The following is a 19,374-nucleotide window of genomic DNA, read 5'->3' as shown; positions in this document are numbered from 1 at the left end:
ACTGATTATATTTGAACTGAAATCCATGTCAAGCTTTTTTAACTTTCGTAGTTATACCGAAACAATACAATAACTTGTTAGGTGTGCGTATAAATGGTATCAGCCAAGATCAGGCTGGCAAGATTAAGGGAGAAAGCCTTTGGCAAAGGTAAATTTTCTGGATAAGAGAATTTTCAGGCAATTTCTTGAAGTTGTCTCTGTAATAAGTGTAGTGGCATCGCTTACATTTATATTTGTTGAGATACCCAAAGAGTGCAAGCTCGCGGTGGGCGGCATATTTCTAATATTACTTTTATTCGTTTATGTGGCTCTGTGGGTCAGATCTAACAACTTGCAGCAGATTCACACTAAAATCGAGGGAAGTGATGTCACGATAAAAAAAGGGGATATATTTGAGCAACCTGATTTTAAAGTCATAGCATTTAATGAATATTTAGATACGCAAGTGGATGACAAAATTATATCTAGCAACTCACTGAACGGCATATTCATTAATAGCCATCTTGACACCTCGGTTGTTGATCTTGATCGTCATATCGAAAACTATCCTTTCGAAGATGAAGATGTTGTTGGCGAAAATCCGGAGAGAAAGAGCGGGAAAAAGACTCGTTTCGAAATTGGCTCCATTTGTGTATATGGTGAGTATCTTTTAACAGCTTTTTCGAAATTTGATGATAAAAACCGAGCTCGGTTAACGATGCCGGAATATCTCAGCTTTCTTATTAACTTCTGGGACAGGGTAAATAGAGTCTACGCACAAAAAAGCGTTTCGGTACCGATTTTTGGATCAGGAATAACGCGGATTAAAGAACACAAAAATATCAGTGATGAAGACTTGCTTAAGATCATGCTTTGGACATTCAGGATTAGTGAGATGCGATTCAAGTATCCAGCAAAGCTAACTATTATTATTCATCCAGATAAAATGGATACTATTAATTTACTCGATATTAAATCGTCCAACAATGGGCTTTAAATATTAGCGCTAAAAACAAGACTTATAGAATTAGGAGGAGAAATGGCATATCGCAACGGAAACTATTCAGCGTTTTACGTCAGCGAACCTTTTACTGAAGGAGGTTTGGGTGCTCATGCAACGAAAGACTTCGTAAGCTATAGCATGTTAAGAGCTTGGAAAGGTGGCGACTCTGCGTTCCCATTTAATGATTCTCACAACAAAAACTATAATGTTAGAGATGGCAGTGATTGGGAAAAAACGTTAAAGCCAAGAATTAGAGAGCGGCTAAGCAAATCCAAAAACATAGTACTGTTCTTAAGTTCAGTAACGAAGAGCTCTAAGGCAATTCGTGAAGAGATTGACTACGGCATTAATACATTGGGCTTGCCGGTTATAGTTGTATACCCAGAGTATAAAGAAAAATCAGACATCATTAACTGTCAATCGAAAACGATCAAGAAGCAGATAAAAGACCTTTGGGATAAATTGCCCAAATTCCGAGATTCAATGGATTCAGTTCCAACGCTCCATATTCCCAACAAAAAAGCGTTAATCAAAAAAGCGCTTGAAAATGAAGGTTTTATGGTAAATACAAAGAAAGAGGCTGATGAGTACTTTTATCCTTGTTAATTCCTTTCACTAATAGCCTGATTGCACCTATCGGGATAGGGAGTAGCCTCGCGGCCACCCCCTCCCACACCACCCGGCATACGGATCGCGTACCAAGGCGGTTCGGCTGATCAGGAAGGTTATTGAGCAGGCAGGAATAGTCCTCGTTCGAAGAAGTAACGGTTTGGTAGAGCAAATATCACCCACTTGACCTTGCTCATGCGCCAGTACTTTTTGCGGGCGTTACCGCAAAGCATGGCGTCCTTATGCGCAATGCCAAGCTTTTTGAGGTTTCGGACCTTGGTCCTGGGGTTTTTCCATTGTTTCCAGACAACGCACCGCAGCCGGCGGATGATCCAGCCATTGAGTGACTTGAACAGGTGCCTGGCTTCTGTCAGGCGATAATAGTTCCACCAGCCAATCAGGTACTGATTCAGATCTTTGATAATCTGGCTCAGACTTCTCCCTTGATTACGGTTCGTCAGTTCCCGGACTCGCTCCTTGAAACGTGAAATTGTTTTCCGGTGGATCCGGATCTTGGTCTGTCCACACATACTGATAAAGGTAAATCCCAGGAATTTGCGGAGCCATGGTCGGCTCACTGCGCTTTTCTCCTCGTTCACCTTGAGCTTGAGCTTCGCGGTGATGAACTTCGTGATGCTCTTGTTCACACGCTCGGCGGCTTTCCGGCTTTTGCAGTAGATCCTGAAGTCGTCAGCATACCTGACGAATTGGTGACCCCGCTTCTCCAATTCCTTATCCAGTTCATCGAGTACGATGTTGGAGAGCAACGGCGACAGAGGACCACCCTGGGGCGTTCCTTCTATGCTGGGACTGACAAGCCCCCCGATCATCGTTCCGGCCGTAAGGTACCGGCGGATCAATTTCAAGACCCGTTTGTCCCGGACCCTGGTGGCCAGCCGGCTTAAAAGCCGGTCGTGGTTAACTCGGTCAAAAAACTTGGACAAATCCATGTCAACCACGTGGGTGTACCCGTCCAGCAGATAGCCTTTGGCTTGTAGGACAGCGTCATGGGCTGATCGTCCTGGTCTGAATCCGTAGCTGTACTCAGAAAAGGTCGGGTCCCAGATCTGCTCCAATACCTGAGCTATCGTCTGTTGGATAAGGCGGTCCAATACCGTGGGGATACCAAGCAGGCGGACACCGCCATCCGGTTTGTCGATCTCCTTCCTTCTGACCGGTAAGGGACGATAATCCCCATTTAGCAGGTCCTGCTTGATCTTCGGCCAGTGCCTTTTCAGGTACCCTTTCAAGTGGTTGGTTTTCATGCCGTCCACACCCGGGGCGCCTTTATTGGCAACGACCTGGTTCATTGCTCTGAGCACATTACGTCGTTCGAGAATCAACTCCAACAACTGCTCTCTGCCTCCCAGACTTTCGGCAAGCCGCGACGCTACAAACATTTCCATCTGCTGTGGCTTTATGTTCATAAGTACACGTCTCCTAATGGTCATTTTCATTTACCCGTACCATTCGGGCCGGGCACCGTTCGGGCCTTTCACCGGGGTGAGCCTCCTGTTACGCTTGACCCGCGGGTAGCTCGCGCATCTCGTTTCCTCCGGTTACATTATGCCCTCTGCTGACTCCCGCTGCACGGTGGGCGCACCTTGCGGTTTGCTCACTCGGATCATCTGCCGCCGCCGGATCCTTTGGTTTCGTGTCCCTCTCCATAGCGGAGTTTGGCTCATCGCCGGTCAGGAGCCGGTCTTCCGACGATGCCGGGGGTTTTGGTGGCCGGAATCCCCCCTACCGGCAATTTCACACGACAAGTCCCGAGATGCAGCGGGCCTCCCGGGGTAAACACACATCTTTCGGTACGTAAGCGCCGAGTATACGAGCACTGCCTGAGATGGATAGAGGACTTAACCTTGTGTTGCAGGCTGGTCCCACAGATGCGCGCCTGACTCGATTTCTGTTCGTCACCCCGTACCTTCGCGACGGCCCTGCCGCAGCAGGGCGGCTTCCTCCCCAGGCACCGTTGCCGGATACCCAGTTGCCATGTCGCTACACCCTTCGCCTCCATCGGGCTGGGTCTAAGACTTGCCAAGCGATCCAACAGACTGATATGCTTGGCTCACTTTTAAGATGTGTGCCGTGCCCGGCACACAACAAGCGGCTGCTAGGGACTGCATTACGCTGCGCTCCATGCAGCCCCAGAGCCGGGCGTTGTAAACCTTCTCGCATGCTTAATTTTGGGGTGTGTTTTCCACCGCTTATTTTTCTAACAGCGTTGCAAATATTTGCCTGTTATCGCTTTTGCCGGCGTTTTCTGCTGCTTTTTTGAGCGTCAGCTTCGGCAAGCATTTTAAAAGTTTCACTGTTTCAGCATTCGGCAACATCTCGCCTTGTTTTTTGTGGTTTTTTTGGTAAAATCAGCATTGCATCAACAAACATTGTTGCAGAATGCAGCAAACAGCGCTTTACGCTTTGGCAGTCGTTGTTTCATTTTAATTATTTTTCGCCATAGGCTGCCTCCCGTTTCGCTTTATGTTACTGTTTTTCAAGGCGTTGCTTTGTTTTAAGTGGCTGTGTCGCAAGTACCACCAAACAACGGTGCGTTTGCCAACTTTGTATTATTTGCAAGCGTTTAATTACGCTTTCGTAAATCCGGCAGCCTCACAAAAAGCAGGTTGTCGGGGGGCAGTTGGGGACGTCTCTAATTATCTAATCAACTTGATTTGCCTCTCAACATTTGCTATGAAAGGTGCCATGCCACGGTTAGCCCGATTAGACGCTCCCGGGATTTTGCATCACGTGATCATCCGGGGGATCGAAAGAAAAAACATTTTCCGGGATACAACCGACAAGCAGAATCTTGTCGATCGGCTTGATCAGTTGGTTCCGCAGACGCAAACCAGATGTTATGCTTGGGTTTTGCTAAGTAACCACGCCCATTTTTTATTTCGCTCAGGCCCTGACGGGCTCGTAAGCTTGATGCAGCGGCTGCTCACCGGATATGCGGTAAGTTTCAACCGCCGACATAAACGCCACGGCCAGTTGTTTCAGAACCGGTACAAATCCATTATTTGTCAGGAAGACGCCTATCTTTTGGAACTGGTGCGCTATATTCATCTCAATCCATTGCGTGCTGGCATGGTTGAGGACTTCAGGGCGTTGACAGATTATCCATTCAGCGGCCACCGATTATTGGTGGGAGTCGATGATTGTAGCTGGCAGGACGGCGCTTATGTTCTTGGCTGTTTTGGAAAAAAAGTGGCGAAGGCGCGCAAGGCTTACCTTGACTATATCCAAGCCGGAGTTGCTATGGGACGTCGTCCTGAATTGGTCGGGGGAGGATTGGTTCGCAGCCTGGGCGGATGGTCGGAAGTTAAAAAGATGCGACTGAAAGGAATGGACCGTATAAAAGGCGATGAACGCATTCTTGGTGATTCGGATTTTGTATTGTCGGTTTTGTCCCAAGCCAAAGAACGGTTTGAACGGCGCTATGAACTCAAACGGCATGGCTACGATATAAACCGTGTTGCCGAAAGGGTCGCCGAGCTATTTGGGATCGATAAGGAAGAGATATTCCAAAAGGGCCGCCCCAAAAAACGCGCGGATGCCCGGGGTCTATTTTGCTACTGGTGTGCAAGCGAGCTGTGCCTTTCCCAAACCGAGCTTGCCCGGGCACTTGATATGACGGTGTCGGGCATCGGCTATGCCGTTAGAAGAGGCGAAGCCATAGCCGCATGCGAAGGATACGTGCTGATTGATTCAATTATTTAGATAATGAGAGACGTCCCCATTATGCCATTTAGATAATGAGAGACGTCCCCATTATGCCGATAATGAGAGACGTCCCCATTATGCCACTGGGATACGCGGCAGCGATTCAAACCGATGGCTGACGACAAGGAGTTTTGACCGATTATGAACCGGGTTGCGGAACAGTTCCCAGGCATGGATGAAAAGAATCAGGAAATTTATCTGCTTCTGTCACTGCTGCCCCCGCCGATTTCCCTGGATGTGCTGTGCGCCATTACCGACCTGGCCCCGGTCCGGGTTCTTCAGCTTGTCGAGGCGTTGGTTAAAGCCGGTTATTTGCACCGGTATTTGGAAAAGGGGGCCGGGTACTACTATCTGTCCGATCCCAAGGCGGCGGGTGACTTTATCAGCCGGGTTCCGGCGAAGGCGCTGCACAACGCCGCCCGGCGGGCCATCGCCGGTGTATGCGACCACCTGCCCGATGACACCAAAAGATGGCTGAGTCTCGCTTATGTTTACCAGGTTTCCGGTTTGCCTGTGCGCCATTTCAAGGAACTGGTCCAGGCGGGGCACTACTGCCTTGGCCTGAACCTGCCGATCGATGCCGCCGCTTATTATCGAATGGTCCTGGACGCCATGGAGACGGAAACGCTCGATCCGGTAGCGCAGGAAACCTTCATCGATGCCACCGTCGGTCTTTGTACCTGCCGGGACACAGCGCTGTCCAAAGATATCCAGAGAAAATTCCTGGGACGGTCGCTTGAATTCTGCGCCACGGTCGGTGACCCCGTGCGCAAGGTCAGGCTGATGGTACTGATCGCCAAGACCTACATCAAAACCGCCAGGGCCGACGAAGCCAACGAATATCTGGAGCAGGCCTGGCAGATGCTGGCTGACCACGATTTCCCCGCTGACGTCCGCGTCCAGGTGGCCCTGGCCAACTCCGAAGTGCTTTTCTGGCAGGGATACATTACCAAGGCCATCGAACGCTACGAGTCGGCGATCGGCAATCACGGGGGCATTGGGGACGTTCGTCGGATTTCCGGTTTACAATTTTAGATCTGGGGCTAATGGGGACATTCTTTTCCGCCAATAGCCTTACTTACTTCTCAGACGAGACTGATTTTACAGGTGATGGTGCTTTTACTGCGGAGATGGTGTTTTCAGGTTGAGGTATGATACCATCGGGTCAAAATCGCGATCATCATGGAGCAGCGATAATCCCTCCATGATACAAAATGTCCCGATGATTACATCGATTGTTTTTCGAATGGTAACCCCTGATTTTCTGAGGGTCCTGTAATTTTGAGCACTTTGGATGGCGACGGCATATCCCCCAATTTGGCGAAATTGAAGCGCACTGAGTAAATCCCTGGCGGTTTCGTAATCTTTGTTTGATTTGAACCCCTGGAGGACTTCCGTCAGAATCAAATCGCCAATAATAATGGGAATGCTGGAGAGGTAGTCGTCAAGCAGGTTTGTCTGCCAGGTTGAAAGTCCATTGAAATAATTGATCCATACGGATGAGTCGACCAAAATCATTGATCCGACCTCAATGTATCAAGATGCCCCTCCCATTTCAGTTTTCCACGGAAATTTTTTATCCGTTCTTGTTTTTTAATTTGAACCAGAAGCCTGAGCCCTGTTTCAACCACAGCCCTTTTCGTTTTTATTTGACTGAGTGCCATGGCCTCATTGATAAGTTCGTCGTCGATAACAATGTTGGTTCGCATAATTCTTTTGCCTTCCTTGAATATGTATCAATCTAACAATACATACACATTCAATCGTTGTCAAAGAAAATGATGCCCAAAGGAATTGATAATTGGGTAACCGGTGCCTTTACCCGGAATTAGACCGCCAGGGCGGGGCGGCCTTGGCAAATTAAAATTCAGCATTGCCCTTGCAGTTAATGAGCGTGGCGTTGGCAATCATAATCACGTTTGACGTTAATCATGCCATGCGTTATTATGTGATATATGATTAAATCATTCAAATGCAAATATACTGAATCGCTATCAAGAGGCACTAATGTCAAGAAATTCAATAACATTGCAAAGGTCGCTCGGCGCAAGCTCAGGCAGCTCGAAATTGCTAATTTGCTTGATGATTTAAGAGTACCACCCGGCAATCATCTTGAAGCGCTCAAAGGGGATCGTGCTGGTCAATACAGCATCCGCATCAACGATCAGTGGCGAGTCTGTTTCAATTGGACAGATGCAGGTGCAGAAAATGTTGAAATCGTGGATTACCACTGAGGAGAGGTTAATATGAAAAAACTTGATCCCGTCACTCCAGGTGAAATTTTGTTAGAAGAGTTCTTAAAGCCTATGGGACTGAGCCAATATCGTTTGGCCAAGGAGATTGGTGTTCCCGCCCAGCGTATCAGTGAGATCGTTTCCAATAAACGTTCAATTACAGCTGATACGGATTTACGTTTGTGCCGTTTCTTTGGTTTGTCTAACGGGTATTGGCTACGTGCTCAGGCTGCATATGATACGGAAGTTGCAGAAATCACTCTTGCACCATTGCTTAATAAGATTAAACCTTGGTCAGAGCACTTGGCCCAACAAGACTAATTCAGCCGCGCGGCTTTTTTCGTCGGCTGAATTAGTAACGTTGTTGAACATCGAAAGATCTTCTCTTCCTCACCTCACGGATCGCCGCCACGGCCATGCTGCTCTCCAGCCTCACCGTCATCGGCAATACGCGGTTACTTGGCGAGGAGGGACGATCCTTTCAGCAATCTTTCGAATCGTTCATCAACCAAACGTTTGGGGAGGATGGGGGAAGGGGAGGATGGGGACGTCTCTAATTATCTAATCAACTTGATTTGCCTCTCAATATTTGATATGAAAGGTGCCATGCCACGGTTAGCCCGATTAGACGCTCCCGGGATTTTGCATCACGTGATCATCCGGGGGATCGAAAGAAAAAACATTTTCCAGGATACAACCGATAAGCAGAATCTTGTCGATCGGCTTGATCAGTTGGTTCCGCAGACGCAAACCAGATGTTATGCTTGGGTTTTGCTAAGTAACCACGCCCATTTTTTATTTCGCTCAGGCCCTGACGGGCTCGTAAGCTTGATGCAGCGGCTGCTCACCGGATATGCGGTAAGTTTCAACCGCCGACATAAACGCCACGGCCAGTTGTTTCAGAACCGGTACAAATCCATTATTTGTCAGGAAGACGCCTATCTTTTGGAACTGGTGCGCTATATTCATCTCAATCCATTGCGTGCTGGCATGGTCGAGGACTTCAGGGCGTTGACGGATTATCCATTCAGCGGCCACCGATTATTGGTGGGAGCCGATGATTGCAGCTGGCAGGACGGCGCTTATGTGCTCGGCTGTTTTGGAAAAAAAGTGGCGAAGGCGCGCAAGGCTTACCTTGACTATGTCCAAGCCGGAGTTGCCATGGGACGTCGTCCTGAATTGGTCGGGGGAGGATTGGTTCGCAGCCTGGGCGGATGGTCGGAAGTTAAAAAGATGCGATTGAAAGGAATGGACCGTATAAAAGGCGATGAACGCATTCTTGGTGATTCGGATTTTGTATTGTCGGTTTTGTCCCAAGCCAAAGAACAGTTTGAACGGCGCTATGAACTCAAACGGCATGGCTACGATATAAACCGGGTTGCCGAAAGGGTCGCCGAGCTATTTGGGATCGATAAGGAAGAAATATTCCAAAAGGGCCGCCCCAAAAAACGCGCGGATGCCCGGGGTCTATTTTGCTACTGGTGTACAAACGAGCTGTGCCTTTCCCAGACCGAACTTGCCCGGGCACTTGATATGACGGTGTCGGGCATCGGCTATGGCGTTAGAAGAGGCGAAACCATAGCCGCATGCGAAGGATACATGCTGATTGATTCGATTATTTAGATAATGAGAGACGTCCCCATTATGCCACTGGGATACGCGGCAGCGATTCAAACCGATGGCTGACGACAAGGAGTTTTGACCGATTATGAACCGGGTTGCGGAACAGTTCCCAGGCATGGATGAAAAGAATCAGGAAATTTATCTGCTTCTGTCACTGCTGCCCCCGCCGATTTCCCTGGATGTGCTGTGCGCCATTACCGACCTGGCCCCGGTCCGGGTTCTTCAGCTTGTCGAGGCGTTGGTTAAAGCCGGTTATTTGCACCGGTATTTGGAAAAGGGGGCCGGGTACTACTATCTGTCCGATCCCAAGGCGGCGGGTGACTTTATCAGCCGGGTTCCGGCGAAGGCGCTGCACAACGCCGCCCGGCGGGCCATCGCCGGTGTATGCGACCACCTGCCCGATGACACCAAAAGATGGCTGAGTCTCGCTTATGTTTACCAGGTTTCCGGTTTGCCTGTGCGCCATTTCAAGGAACTGGTCCAGGCGGGGCACTACTGCCTTGGCCTGAACCTGCCGATCGATGCCGCCGCTTATTATCGAATGGTCCTGGACGCCATGGAGACGGAAACGCTCGATCCGGTAGCGCAGGAAACCTTCATCGATGCCACCGTCGGTCTTTGTACCTGCCGGGACACAGCGCTGTCCAAAGATATCCAGAGAAAATTCCTGGGACGGTCGCTTGAATTCTGCGCCACGGTCGGTGACCCCGTGCGCAAGGTCAGGCTGATGGTACTGATCGCCAAGACCTACATCAAAACCGCCAGGGCCGACGAAGCCAACGAATATCTGGAGCAGGCCTGGCAGATGCTGGCTGACCACGATTTCCCCGCTGACGTCCGCGTCCAGGTGGCCCTGGCCAACTCCGAAGTGCTTTTCTGGCAGGGATACATTACCAAGGCCATCGAACGCTACGAGTCGGCGATCGGCAATCACGAGGAACTGCCCGCCGACGTGGAGACCCTGAAAAGCTGCATCCGGCTGGGCTGGATATACGGCATCGCCGGGGAGACGGCCAGGGGGGTGGGCCTGATCCGGGCGGTCCGCAGGAAAGCCAGGGAACTTTGCGCCCCGGATCTGGAACGGTATGCGACCCTGATCCTTGTCGTCGTACTGGCGGAGGCGGCCAGAATCGATGAGGGCGAGGCCTTTCTCGATGAAATTTTCAGCACCCCGACCAAATTTCTGGACCCCTACACCCTATGGCCGGGAAATGGGAAGCGGGCGTATTTTGCCTATTGCCGGGGCGAATACGAAAAAGCCTTCGAATATCAGAAACAGGCCTATGAAAACTCCAAGGCCCTGGGAACGCCCCATCACCGCGGGCCGGACAATCTTGAAGTCATGCTCGCTTTAGAGGAACGGGGCATGGTTCATCCCGAATGGAACTTTAAATCGGATGTCAAGCGGTTGCTGGGCTGGCCGGACATTTATATGAAGGGAGTGGCCTTCCGGTTCCGGGCACTCAAGACCCTGAAGGAAAAGGGGGCGACGGAAGCGATAGAGGCCGATTTGAAGGAAAGCATTGCGCTTTTGACCCGGGCAGGGGCAAGGGTCGAATTGGCCCACGCCCAGACACTGATGGCCCGCATCCGGATCGGTGAGAATAAGATCCCGGTTGCGGAAAAGCTGCTGAAATCCGCCTGGGAAGTCTTTTCAAAAGTCAACCCGGCCCTTTTCCCCCCAGCAATTGTAATTATGCGGTTCAGGTTTGTACCAGCATGGCAATTCGATCAGTTCTTCGAAAAATTTAGTTCAGGTTATGATCAAAAAGTGAAACAAAACTGTACGCAATTAGCCAGCCGATGAATTTTTTCATTTTTGGCTCTCTGTATCAGAAATTTTGATCAAACCTATCCATTGGTTAATAAAGGAACTCGTACGGTTTGATGTGAAAATCTGCCAAGGATTTTAACTGGTGTCTACGTATTCGATCTCCAGGCCTCGCATCATAAAAGTTAACATCGCCTCCCAACTGGGAAAATACATATATCGCGTCAAAGCGCGCACATCGTCAAAAAAGGTTTTGCGCGTTGGTAACTCAGCACGAACCAAGCTGTACTTCTCATCCATCAGTTCAAGAACGGTATGGAACAGAAAGGCTAACAAGTTGAAGGTCAGCAATAATGATGAAAGGTGCTTGTTCCCGTGACCGAAGTTGTGTTCAATATTATAGCCTCTGTTTTTCAAAACATTATTATTTTCGTTCTCGACTTTCCAGCGTGCTCGGCCATCTTTGACAATTTGCTTGACGTTGCTCTTTGAAACTTCAAAATTGGTTGCAAATGCGTTTTTGTACACGATTTTTCCATCGGGCAGGGTTGTTGTCAGTTCGCACCAATTAACATCAATGGCGTTTTCACTATCACGTAGCGGCAGTTTGTTGGCAAAGCGATACGTATCGATTTCATGGGTTTTGCCGGTCCAGCGCTTCTCCACCACGGTTTCGATGGTCTGCATGGCGTCCAATTCATCCAGCCACTGGTAAAGGGTTTTATGAGAATCGGGTTTACAGACCAAAATGAAATCAAGTTCTTGATCTAATAGTTTTTTGCAAATCGGTTGTTTACAGTATAGATCATCGCCCAATACAGTGATGCCAAAAGGTTGATACTCCGCCGCATATTGATCGATCCAGCGTTTTGCTGCCGCGTTTTCGCAATCTTGTTTATCATGGCCATCCTGGGGGGTAATAAATTCCGGTTGCAAAGCAATCACCTTATTGTTTTCCGGTGCCACAATCACCGGGGTCACGACTGAATGCGAATAGGTTACGGTTCCATTTTTATGGTGCTTGCGACTACAATTATCACAATGAATTGTATTTGAAGCAAAATACTGCGTTCCGTCAAAGGCAACCAATAAATTGTTGTCGTATGAGCGAAACCCGTCCAGATGACCGGATTTTTCCAATCCGTCGAAAAGATATTTGAACACGGGCGTGACATAAGAGGGATGGACCTCGTCCATTAAACTTTTGATGTGGTTGGTACAGGGAATTTGAGTGAGGCCGAAAAGTGATTGCGCATTGTTTTTGCCTTTTGTTTGCTGCATAGCGGATTGAAAGGCTAAAAAGGATGGGCTTTGGGTAAAAAAAACAGAAAAAGCTCCCAGGGCTGCGTCTTCTATGCTGTAGCTGGTATTAGTGCCGATGCGCCGGTCAGGAAATGCAGAAATAGTTTGGCGAAAAAATTGGATCACTTTGTCAAATGTGAATTCTGCATGTTTCCTTTCAAGTAGGATGCGGTTTTCTTCTTGTTCTGGCAATCGCATGGCCCTGGCTCGCTTTTGGTAAAAGTGGATGAGTATTCACCCTCTTATATCCATTACAAGCTTCTGTGTCCAGAACATTTTGAAATAATAAAGAAAATAAATGCATCGAACTTTGATTGAAAAAAACTTCTGTTTGGGTAGCAAAGAGAGCCATTTCAAAATTACAATTGCTGTTTTCCCCCAGGACCTCAAGCCCTATCTCGATCGCACGTCGAAAAACGCGCTTTGGGTGGAATCCCTTTTGAGTGTCGGCAACGCCCTGGGGTCCATCCGGACCCGCAACGAACTTTTCAACCAGATCATAAAGCAGGCCATGCGCATCGCCGGTGCGGAGCGGGGCGCCATTTTCCTCAAGCAGGATACGAAACTGGAGATGGTCGCCAGCCGAAATATCGAAATCCCGGAGACATCCTCCACCGTGGGGACAGGCCAGACGGCTTTTATTCAGGAAGTTTTCGAATCAGGCCGCGAGATCGTAAGAAAGGCGGAAAACCTGAGACCGGCAAGGGTGAAGAACCTCGATGCCATGGGATGGACCGCCGGGTTTCCCATCCGGCTCAAGTCCAGGGTCATTGGGGTGATCTTCATGGCCTGCGAACTTGCCCGGATGCAACTTCCGGAAGATGAGATTTCCCTTCTCCGGATCATCAGCAACCAGGCCGCCGTTGCCCTGGAAAACATGGAAGCCTATGAAGAGATCATCGATCTGAAAAGCGACCTGGAGGCCGAGACCCATTTTTACCGGGAGGCTTTCGAACCGGGCCTTCCCGGGGTCCAGATGATCGGGCGAACCACACCCTTCAAGAAGATGCTGGGATTAATCAGCCGCGTGGCGGCCTCCGATACCACCGTCATGATTACCGGAGAAACCGGGGTGGGCAAGGATCTGGTGGCGCAGGCCATCCATCAGAACAGCAGCCGCTCCTCGGGTCCTTTCATTGCCGTAAATGTGGTGTCGCTCAGTCCGGAACTGATCGCCAGCGAACTTTTCGGTCACGAAAAAGGCGCGTTCACCGGCGCGTCCCGGACCCGCAAGGGCCGCTTCGAGCTTGCCGGTGAGGGAACATTGTTTCTCGACGACATCGATGCCTTTTCCCTGGATATCCAGGCCAAAATGCTACGAGTGCTGGAGACCAGGACGTTCGAGCGGGTGGGCGGGACCCGGACCCTGAAAACCAGCTTCCGACTGGTGGCGGCCAGCAACCGCAATATCGAAGAGCTGGTCGAGCAGGGGCTTTTCCGCTCGGATTTCTACTACCGGCTCAATGTGTTTCCCATCAAGGTTCCCCCCTTGCGTGAGCGGGCCGAAGACATTCCCGCACTGGCCCGTTATTTCCTGAAGAGGTTCGCCAAAAAATTCGGGAAGACGTTTGACAAGATATCCAAAAACGATCTGGATCGGTTGATCGAGTACCATTGGCCGGGCAATATACGGGAGCTGCGTCATGTGATCGAGCGGGCGGTGCTGCTCAGCAGGGACGGGCGCTTGGTCATTCCGCCCTTGGAGACGTGTGTGCCGGCGTGCGGTGCCAATACGGAAAAAATTCTGCCCCTAAGGGAGATGGAGGCCCGGCATATCATGGGCGCCCTTTCCCACTGCCGGGGCAAGGTCAGCGGGAAAGGCGGCGCAGCGGCACTGCTCGAGGTCAAGCCCACCACGCTTTATTCAAAAATGAAGCGCCTGGGGATCGAAAGAGATGCCTACCTGGTAAAAAAGACGGGGCGATAGAGAAAAAAACGGCACCGCCGGTTGCCGGCGGTGCCGTGGTGCTTTTTCGATGCGGATGCCGCTTAAAACATCTTTTTGCTCATCTTGTCGATGGCTTTGCTCGCCGCATCGTATACCCCCGGGAAGGAGCTGAAATTCAAGCCCTGGGTCAGACAGGGGATAAAGTAGTGCTTCCCGCAGCTTGTGCACGCCTTCTCCACGTGTTCCTCGATCAGCTTGGCGTCCCAGTCCTTAACGTCCAAGGGCCCGGAGTCGAGCTCGCCCATGAAAGAGATCTGGCCGCCATACGTTTTGATCAATTCGGGGGTATTGTTGGTGGTCATCACCCCCTGCCAGATGTCGACGCCCATTTCGATCATATAAGGAACCAGGGTGGCGGCGTAGGAATCGCTATGGTGCACGATCAGTTCAATACCGTTGTCCCTCCAGAATTTGTAGGCGCGTTTGTACGGCTCCAGGTAGAATTCCTTGAACATGTCCGGAGAAAGGAACGTTGAGATTTGTCCGCCCCAGTCGTCATGATGGAACAAGGCGTTGGGCTTGAGGCGCTCGATGATCTGCTCGGCATAATGAATCTCATAGTCGGTCAGACACTCGATCAGTTCATGCATACATTCCGGTTCTTCATACAGGCCCATCATGGCATCTTCCATGCCCATGAGATAATGGGTCATCTCAAAAGTCCCGGAGGAAAAGAAGACGGCCACATACTGGTCATCACGGTCCACGGCCTTGGCGTGTTCGATGGCCGGGGCCCACACCTCGTCGGAGAACTCCACGGAAGGCACCTTGACGATCTCTTTCCATTTCGTAATATCCTTGAGTGCCCGATGCTCGTCATCGTGAACGGGAAAGGGGCCTATCTGGTCTTCGGGCCAGCTTAAGGTGATTCCCCATTCGTTGAGGATGGTTTCCCCTTTCGTCGGACGAATCCTTTTGGGCGCCTCGGTGATGATTTCCAGAAATTCGTACTGGTTAACGAATCGATCCGGGTTACCGCCCTTGATCGTTTCCAACAGGTTTTGTTTTTTGGTCAGCATTGTGTCACCTCCCTTTTGAACTAAGCTGCGTTTACCAGTTGTTTGGCCTTGACCGCCGCGCTGCCGGCATCCTGTGCATAGCCATCCGCCCCAATTTCGCTGGCGAACTGTTCGGTTACCGGAGCGCCGCCGACGATGACCTTGAACCCGTTCAGGCCGCTGGATTTGAGTGCCGCCACGGTATCCTTCATGGCCGGCATGGTCGTGGTAAGCAAGCCGGAGCAGGCCACCAGGGTCACATTCTCGTTGGTTTTGACGGCGTCGATGAATTTCTCCGTGGAAACGTCCACGCCCAAATCCACCAAGGTGAAACCGGCACTTTCAACCATCATGGCCACCAAGTTCTTGCCGATGTCATGCAGATCGCCCTTTACCGTGCCGATGATGCAGGTCCCTAGGTTGGTTGACGAATCACCGGCCATATGGGGTTTGAGCACTTCCACACCCTTTGACATGGCCTTGGCGGCCATCAGCATTTCGGGGACAAAAATTTCACCGGAGGAAAACCTCTCGCCCACCACCCCCATGGCGTCGACCATGATTTGTAGAATGTCGCCTGCCGCGCTGCCCTCGTCCAATGCTTCCTGAACCAATCCGGGAACCAGCTTGGCCTTACCCTTTTCGACGTTTGCTTTTACTTCTTCGATTTTAGCCATTATTAAACCTCCTTTGGTATTGTAAAAGTCTATTTCACTTGGCCGAATAGCCCTTCGCGGTATCCGTTGATGTATTCCATGCAGTATTCGTCCATGCCCATCAGGGCTTCGGTGGCGTAGATCAGCCCCATCATGTGCTTGTGCAGGGGGTTGATGATGGCGCTGTCCATGCCAGCACCCATGGCCAGGATCAGGAAGGCTTGGTTGACGAACTTGCGGGCCGGCAGGTTGAAGGAAATATTGCTGGCTCCGCCGGTCACATGGATATCGGGGTATTGGGCTTTGATTTCCCGGATCACGGTCAGCACGGTCTTGATCCCGTCTTCTGAAGTGCAAAGCATTTCCACCAGCGGATCGATATGCAGGCGCGAGGGTGCGATGCCGTACTCCTTGGCCTTGGCCATGATGTCCGCGAATACCTTCAGGCGCTGCTCTCCGCTCTTGGGGATGCCCGTGTCGTCGCACAACAGCGCCACGCATTCCCATTTGGTGTCGGCGATGACGGGAAATACCTGCTCGATTTTGTCACCTTCCATGGAAACCGAATTCACCAGGCCCGGTTTGTTGCACAGCGTGATCGCTTTCGCGCAGATTTCGGCATTGGGGCTGTCCACGGCAATGGGGGTCTCCGTGGCCCCCTGGACGGTGTCGATCAGCCATTTCATGGCCTCCAGTTCTACCGATACGTCTGTCGAGGCGCACACGTCGATGAAGCTCGCGCCGGCATCGGCCTGGGACTGGGCCAGGTTTTTAATGAACGCCGCATCCCGCTTTTCGATGGCTTCGGCCACCGACGGGATGGCTCCGTTGATTTTCTCTCCAATAATGATCATGGCAATATCTCCTTATATGGCGTGATTGGCAGATTGAGGTATCGGCCCTGACCTCAATCCAATCTGCTTACGCGCAGCGAGTTCTTCTTGAATCATTTTTTGCTTTTCAGGCGTGAGCCGGTACAAAAAGATGATGATCAGCAACCCCGCGCCGATGAATAACGCCGGAATCAGGGCAATACCGTTTTTGATTCCCTGAATGAGTTCGGGGGTGGGCTGCATGTCCGCCACATACCCCGCCGATACGAGAACGCTGGTGATGATGACGCTCCTGATGAAAACGGCGGTTTTAACGGGGAAGGAGAACAGAGACATGATGAATCCCCTCGCGTTTTTGCCGGTTTTCCACTCACCGTAATCGACTGTTGCCGAAAACATGGCCACACCAAGAGCATCGGGCATGCCGTATCCCAGATAGGCGACGAACATGACGATCATGAAGGAGACGTGGTTCATGGGCAATGCCCAGACCGCGATCAGTCCGATGATGAAAAGGCTCAGGGAAAAGATATAGACGTTGCGCTCTCCAAATTTTTTAGCCAGGGGAGCCGTGGCCATGGCGCCGAAGAAGCAAACCACGTTCAAGCCGGTGAAAAAAAGCGAAATCACAGCCAGGTTGTTAACAACATACTTAAAATAATAAAAGGCCATGCCAAAAATAATGAAACGGCCCAGGTAACGACCCAATTCCCCCAGCATGATGCCGATCAGGGGCGGGTTGCGGACGATCTGCATGAGCATTTCGCCAATGGGCATCTTGTCTTTGGCTTCAGCGTCGGCATGCGCCTTGGGATGGTAGGCGTAGTCTTTGGTGAGGACGAAGAGAGTCCAGTAGCACAGGGCCATGAAGATGGCCGCGATGATTACGGTCAGGGTGCATCCCATGGCTTGGTTCCCATTGCCCAGGGTCTCGATTGCCTTGGCACCCACAATGGAAAAGGCGATGGCGCCGAGGGCATTGAACATTCCCCGGTTGGAGGACATGGTGATCCGTTCCTCCCGGACCGTGGTGAGGGAGTTGTTCATGGCAATGTGGCCGGCGTAGAAGATGTTCCAAACCAGATGGGAAACAATGAAGCCGATCGAAACCAGAATGGCGTTGGTGGTTGGATTGCCAATCTTGGCAAACTGAAAGGTATAGAACAACATGGCTATTGGAGGTCCAATGAGCAGCCAGGATCGGTACCGGCCCCAGCGCATGCTGCTTTTTTCCAGGATTACCCCTGCCGTGGGCACCCAGACGATATCAAAAATACTGGTAACCATCAGAACGGTTCCGGCCATTGCCACCGGGATTTTCGCATAATCTGTCAGGAATGCGGCAAAGAAAAAGACCTCCATGTTCACAATTAACTGGAATCCAAACGACGGCAGCCCGTATAAATTGATAATCGATTTTTTCAAGTATTTCTGCTGGTGCGGCATACATCCTCCTCCCACGTGTCAGGGGTGACGGCAAGCCGGCTTGTCCGGTGCCGTATTGAGATAAATAGAAAAAATGATACGCTTGCTTCTGTAATAATTAGAGCAACCCCCATGCCACACTCTATAATGATAAAATAAGTACAAAATATAAGGATGTTATGATAAATAAGCGGAGGATTGGGCAAAAGATAGAATGGCGAGATATCGTAAAGTTACTTTAAATCGTAAATAATGATCGAGCGCTGGAAGTTTTCGGATGCAAGGCCGTCCCTTTCGCACGGATTGGACCAATGTTGCACCATTGGGGCAGTTGGGGGGGCAGTTGGGGGCAGTTGGGGACGTCTCTAATTATCTAATCAACTTGATTTGCCTCTCAATATTTGCTATGAAAGGTGCCATGCCACGGTTAGCCCGATTAGACGCTCCCGGGATTTTGCATCACGTGATCATCCGGGGGATCGAAAGAAAAAACATTTTCCGGGATACAACCGATAAGCAGAATCTTGTCGATCGGCTTGATCAGTTGGTTCCGCAGACGCAAACCAGATGTTATGCTTGGGTTTTGCTAAGTAACCACGCCCATTTTTTATTTCGCTCCGGCCCTGATGGGCTCGTAAGCTTGATGCAGCGGCTGCTCACCGGATATGCGGTAAGTTTCAACCGCCGACATAAACGCCACGGCCAGTTGTTTCAGAACCGGTACAAATCCATTATTTGTCAGGAAGACGCCTATCTTTTGGAACTGGTGCGCTATATTCATCTCAATCCATTGCGTGCTGGCATGGTTGAGGACTTCAGGGCGTTGACAGATTATCCATTCAGCGGCCACCGATTATTGGTGGGAGCCGATGATTGCAGCTGGCAGGACGGCGCTTATGTTCTCGGCTGTTTTGGAAAAAAAGTGGCGAAGGCGCGCAAGGCTTACCTTGACTATGTCCAAGCCGGAGTTGCCATGGGACGTCGTCCTGAATTGGTCGGGGGAGGATTGGTTCGCAGCCTGTGTACAAACGAGCTGTGCCTTTCCCAGACCGAGCTTGCCCGGGCACTTGATATGACGATGTCAGGCATCGGCTATGCCGCTCGAAGAGGCGAAACCATAGCCGCATGCGAAGGATACGTGCTGATTGATTCAATTATTTAGATAATGAGAGACGTTATATATTGAAAAAACAAAAGAAAAGATCTCCACAAGTAGTATTTTAACCAATATTTTTTCGCGTAGAAAATGAGAGTTACTCCTGTTAAT

Annotated in this window: 18 protein-coding genes; 10 read left to right on the top strand and 8 right to left on the bottom strand. The window is 50.4% G+C overall.

Annotated elements, in window-relative coordinates; translation table 11 throughout:
- Nucleotides 1-139: 139 nt before the first annotated feature.
- Both GN112_RS22980 and GN112_RS22975 read left to right on the top strand, forming a co-directional pair.
- Nucleotides 140-976 (top strand): macro domain-containing protein, encoded by an 837-nt coding sequence (locus GN112_RS22980; protein WP_155312340.1) that lies wholly within the window; start codon nucleotides 140-142, stop codon nucleotides 974-976.
- A gap of 42 nt (nucleotides 977-1,018) precedes the next feature.
- Complete coding sequence (locus GN112_RS22975) at nucleotides 1,019-1,588, top strand: TIR domain-containing protein (protein WP_155312339.1); 570 nt, start codon at nucleotides 1,019-1,021, stop codon at nucleotides 1,586-1,588.
- Between the two features lie 119 nt (nucleotides 1,589-1,707).
- On the opposite strand, the gene ltrA is transcribed toward GN112_RS22975, so the two are convergent.
- The gene (gene ltrA / locus GN112_RS22970; protein ID WP_231716902.1) at nucleotides 1,708-3,018 is read right to left on the bottom strand and encodes a group II intron reverse transcriptase/maturase; all 1,311 of its coding nucleotides are present in this window, start codon (nucleotides 3,016-3,018) and stop codon (nucleotides 1,708-1,710) included.
- A gap of 1,279 nt (nucleotides 3,019-4,297) precedes the next feature.
- Here ltrA and GN112_RS22965 point away from each other — a divergent pair.
- Together GN112_RS22965 and GN112_RS22960 are read left to right on the top strand one after the other, a co-directional pair.
- A complete protein-coding gene (locus GN112_RS22965) occupies nucleotides 4,298-5,314 on the top strand; it encodes a transposase (protein WP_155312338.1) in 1,017 nt (338 codons plus the stop codon).
- 144 nt (nucleotides 5,315-5,458) lie between these two features.
- Complete coding sequence (locus tag GN112_RS22960; RefSeq protein WP_155312337.1) at nucleotides 5,459-6,352, top strand: ATP-binding protein; 894 nt, start codon at nucleotides 5,459-5,461, stop codon at nucleotides 6,350-6,352.
- A gap of 84 nt (nucleotides 6,353-6,436) precedes the next feature.
- Here GN112_RS22960 and vapC read toward each other — a convergent pair whose 3' ends face one another.
- Both vapC and GN112_RS22950 read right to left on the bottom strand, forming a co-directional pair.
- The gene (gene vapC / locus GN112_RS22955) at nucleotides 6,437-6,835 is read right to left on the bottom strand and encodes a type II toxin-antitoxin system VapC family toxin (protein ID WP_155312336.1); all 399 of its coding nucleotides are present in this window, start codon (nucleotides 6,833-6,835) and stop codon (nucleotides 6,437-6,439) included.
- Nucleotides 6,832-7,026: a type II toxin-antitoxin system VapB family antitoxin gene (locus GN112_RS22950; protein WP_155312335.1), complete on the bottom strand. Its 195-nt coding sequence runs from the start codon at nucleotides 7,024-7,026 to the stop codon at nucleotides 6,832-6,834. The genes vapC and GN112_RS22950 overlap by 4 nt, the downstream gene beginning before the upstream one ends.
- Before the next feature lie 246 nt (nucleotides 7,027-7,272).
- On the opposite strand from GN112_RS22950, the gene GN112_RS22945 reads away from it, so the two are divergent.
- The 4 genes from GN112_RS22945 to GN112_RS22930 all read left to right on the top strand — a co-directional run bounded on the left by GN112_RS22945 (nucleotide 7,273) and on the right by GN112_RS22930 (nucleotide 10,981).
- The gene (locus GN112_RS22945) at nucleotides 7,273-7,551 is read left to right on the top strand and encodes a type II toxin-antitoxin system RelE/ParE family toxin (RefSeq protein WP_155312334.1); all 279 of its coding nucleotides are present in this window, start codon (nucleotides 7,273-7,275) and stop codon (nucleotides 7,549-7,551) included.
- 12 nt (nucleotides 7,552-7,563) lie between these two features.
- Nucleotides 7,564-7,872: a HigA family addiction module antitoxin gene (locus GN112_RS22940; RefSeq protein ID WP_155312333.1), complete on the top strand. Its 309-nt coding sequence runs from the start codon at nucleotides 7,564-7,566 to the stop codon at nucleotides 7,870-7,872.
- 273 nt (nucleotides 7,873-8,145) lie between these two features.
- Nucleotides 8,146-9,174 (top strand): transposase, encoded by a 1,029-nt coding sequence (locus GN112_RS22935; protein WP_231717104.1) that lies wholly within the window; start codon nucleotides 8,146-8,148, stop codon nucleotides 9,172-9,174.
- A gap of 85 nt (nucleotides 9,175-9,259) precedes the next feature.
- Entirely contained in the window at nucleotides 9,260-10,981 is a 1,722-nt protein-coding gene (locus GN112_RS22930) for an ATP-binding protein (protein ID WP_155312332.1), read from the top strand.
- Nucleotides 10,982-11,083: 102 nt separating this feature from the next.
- Here the strand turns inward: GN112_RS22930 and GN112_RS22925 are convergent, their stop codons facing one another.
- A complete protein-coding gene (locus GN112_RS22925) occupies nucleotides 11,084-12,445 on the bottom strand; it encodes an ISNCY family transposase (protein ID WP_414736118.1) in 1,362 nt (453 codons plus the stop codon).
- Between the two features lie 100 nt (nucleotides 12,446-12,545).
- Between GN112_RS22925 and GN112_RS22920 the strand changes: the two genes are divergently transcribed.
- On the top strand, nucleotides 12,546-14,174 hold the full coding sequence (locus tag GN112_RS22920; RefSeq protein ID WP_155312331.1) for a sigma-54 interaction domain-containing protein: 1,629 nt from the start codon (nucleotides 12,546-12,548) through the stop codon (nucleotides 14,172-14,174).
- 62 nt (nucleotides 14,175-14,236) lie between these two features.
- Here the strand turns inward: GN112_RS22920 and GN112_RS22915 are convergent, their stop codons facing one another.
- The 4 genes from GN112_RS22915 to GN112_RS22900 are packed head-to-tail and all read right to left on the bottom strand — an operon-like array spanning nucleotide 14,237 to nucleotide 18,128.
- A complete protein-coding gene (locus GN112_RS22915) occupies nucleotides 14,237-15,214 on the bottom strand; it encodes a uroporphyrinogen decarboxylase family protein (RefSeq protein ID WP_155312330.1) in 978 nt (325 codons plus the stop codon).
- A gap of 20 nt (nucleotides 15,215-15,234) precedes the next feature.
- Nucleotides 15,235-15,870: a corrinoid protein gene (locus GN112_RS22910; RefSeq protein WP_155312329.1), complete on the bottom strand. Its 636-nt coding sequence runs from the start codon at nucleotides 15,868-15,870 to the stop codon at nucleotides 15,235-15,237.
- A 29-nt stretch (nucleotides 15,871-15,899) separates the two neighbouring features.
- Nucleotides 15,900-16,703, bottom strand: coding sequence for a methyltetrahydrofolate cobalamin methyltransferase (locus GN112_RS22905; RefSeq protein WP_155312328.1), 804 nt, complete (start codon nucleotides 16,701-16,703; stop codon nucleotides 15,900-15,902).
- Nucleotides 16,704-16,715: 12 nt separating this feature from the next.
- Nucleotides 16,716-18,128 carry an MFS transporter gene (locus GN112_RS22900; protein ID WP_155312327.1) on the bottom strand — a complete coding sequence of 471 codons (1,413 nt, stop codon included), beginning with the start codon at nucleotides 18,126-18,128 and terminating at the stop codon, nucleotides 16,716-16,718.
- A 256-nt stretch (nucleotides 18,129-18,384) separates the two neighbouring features.
- Here GN112_RS22900 and GN112_RS22895 point away from each other — a divergent pair, with 256 nt between their 5' ends.
- A complete protein-coding gene (locus GN112_RS22895) occupies nucleotides 18,385-19,269 on the top strand; it encodes a transposase (protein WP_231717103.1) in 885 nt (294 codons plus the stop codon).
- Nucleotides 19,270-19,374 lie beyond the last annotated feature (105 nt).

Origin of the sequence: Desulfosarcina ovata subsp. ovata, assembly GCF_009689005.1 — a bacterium.
Classification (GTDB): Bacteria; Desulfobacterota; Desulfobacteria; order Desulfobacterales; family Desulfosarcinaceae; genus Desulfosarcina; species Desulfosarcina ovata.
This window is presented reverse-complemented; position numbering and strand designations above follow the sequence as displayed.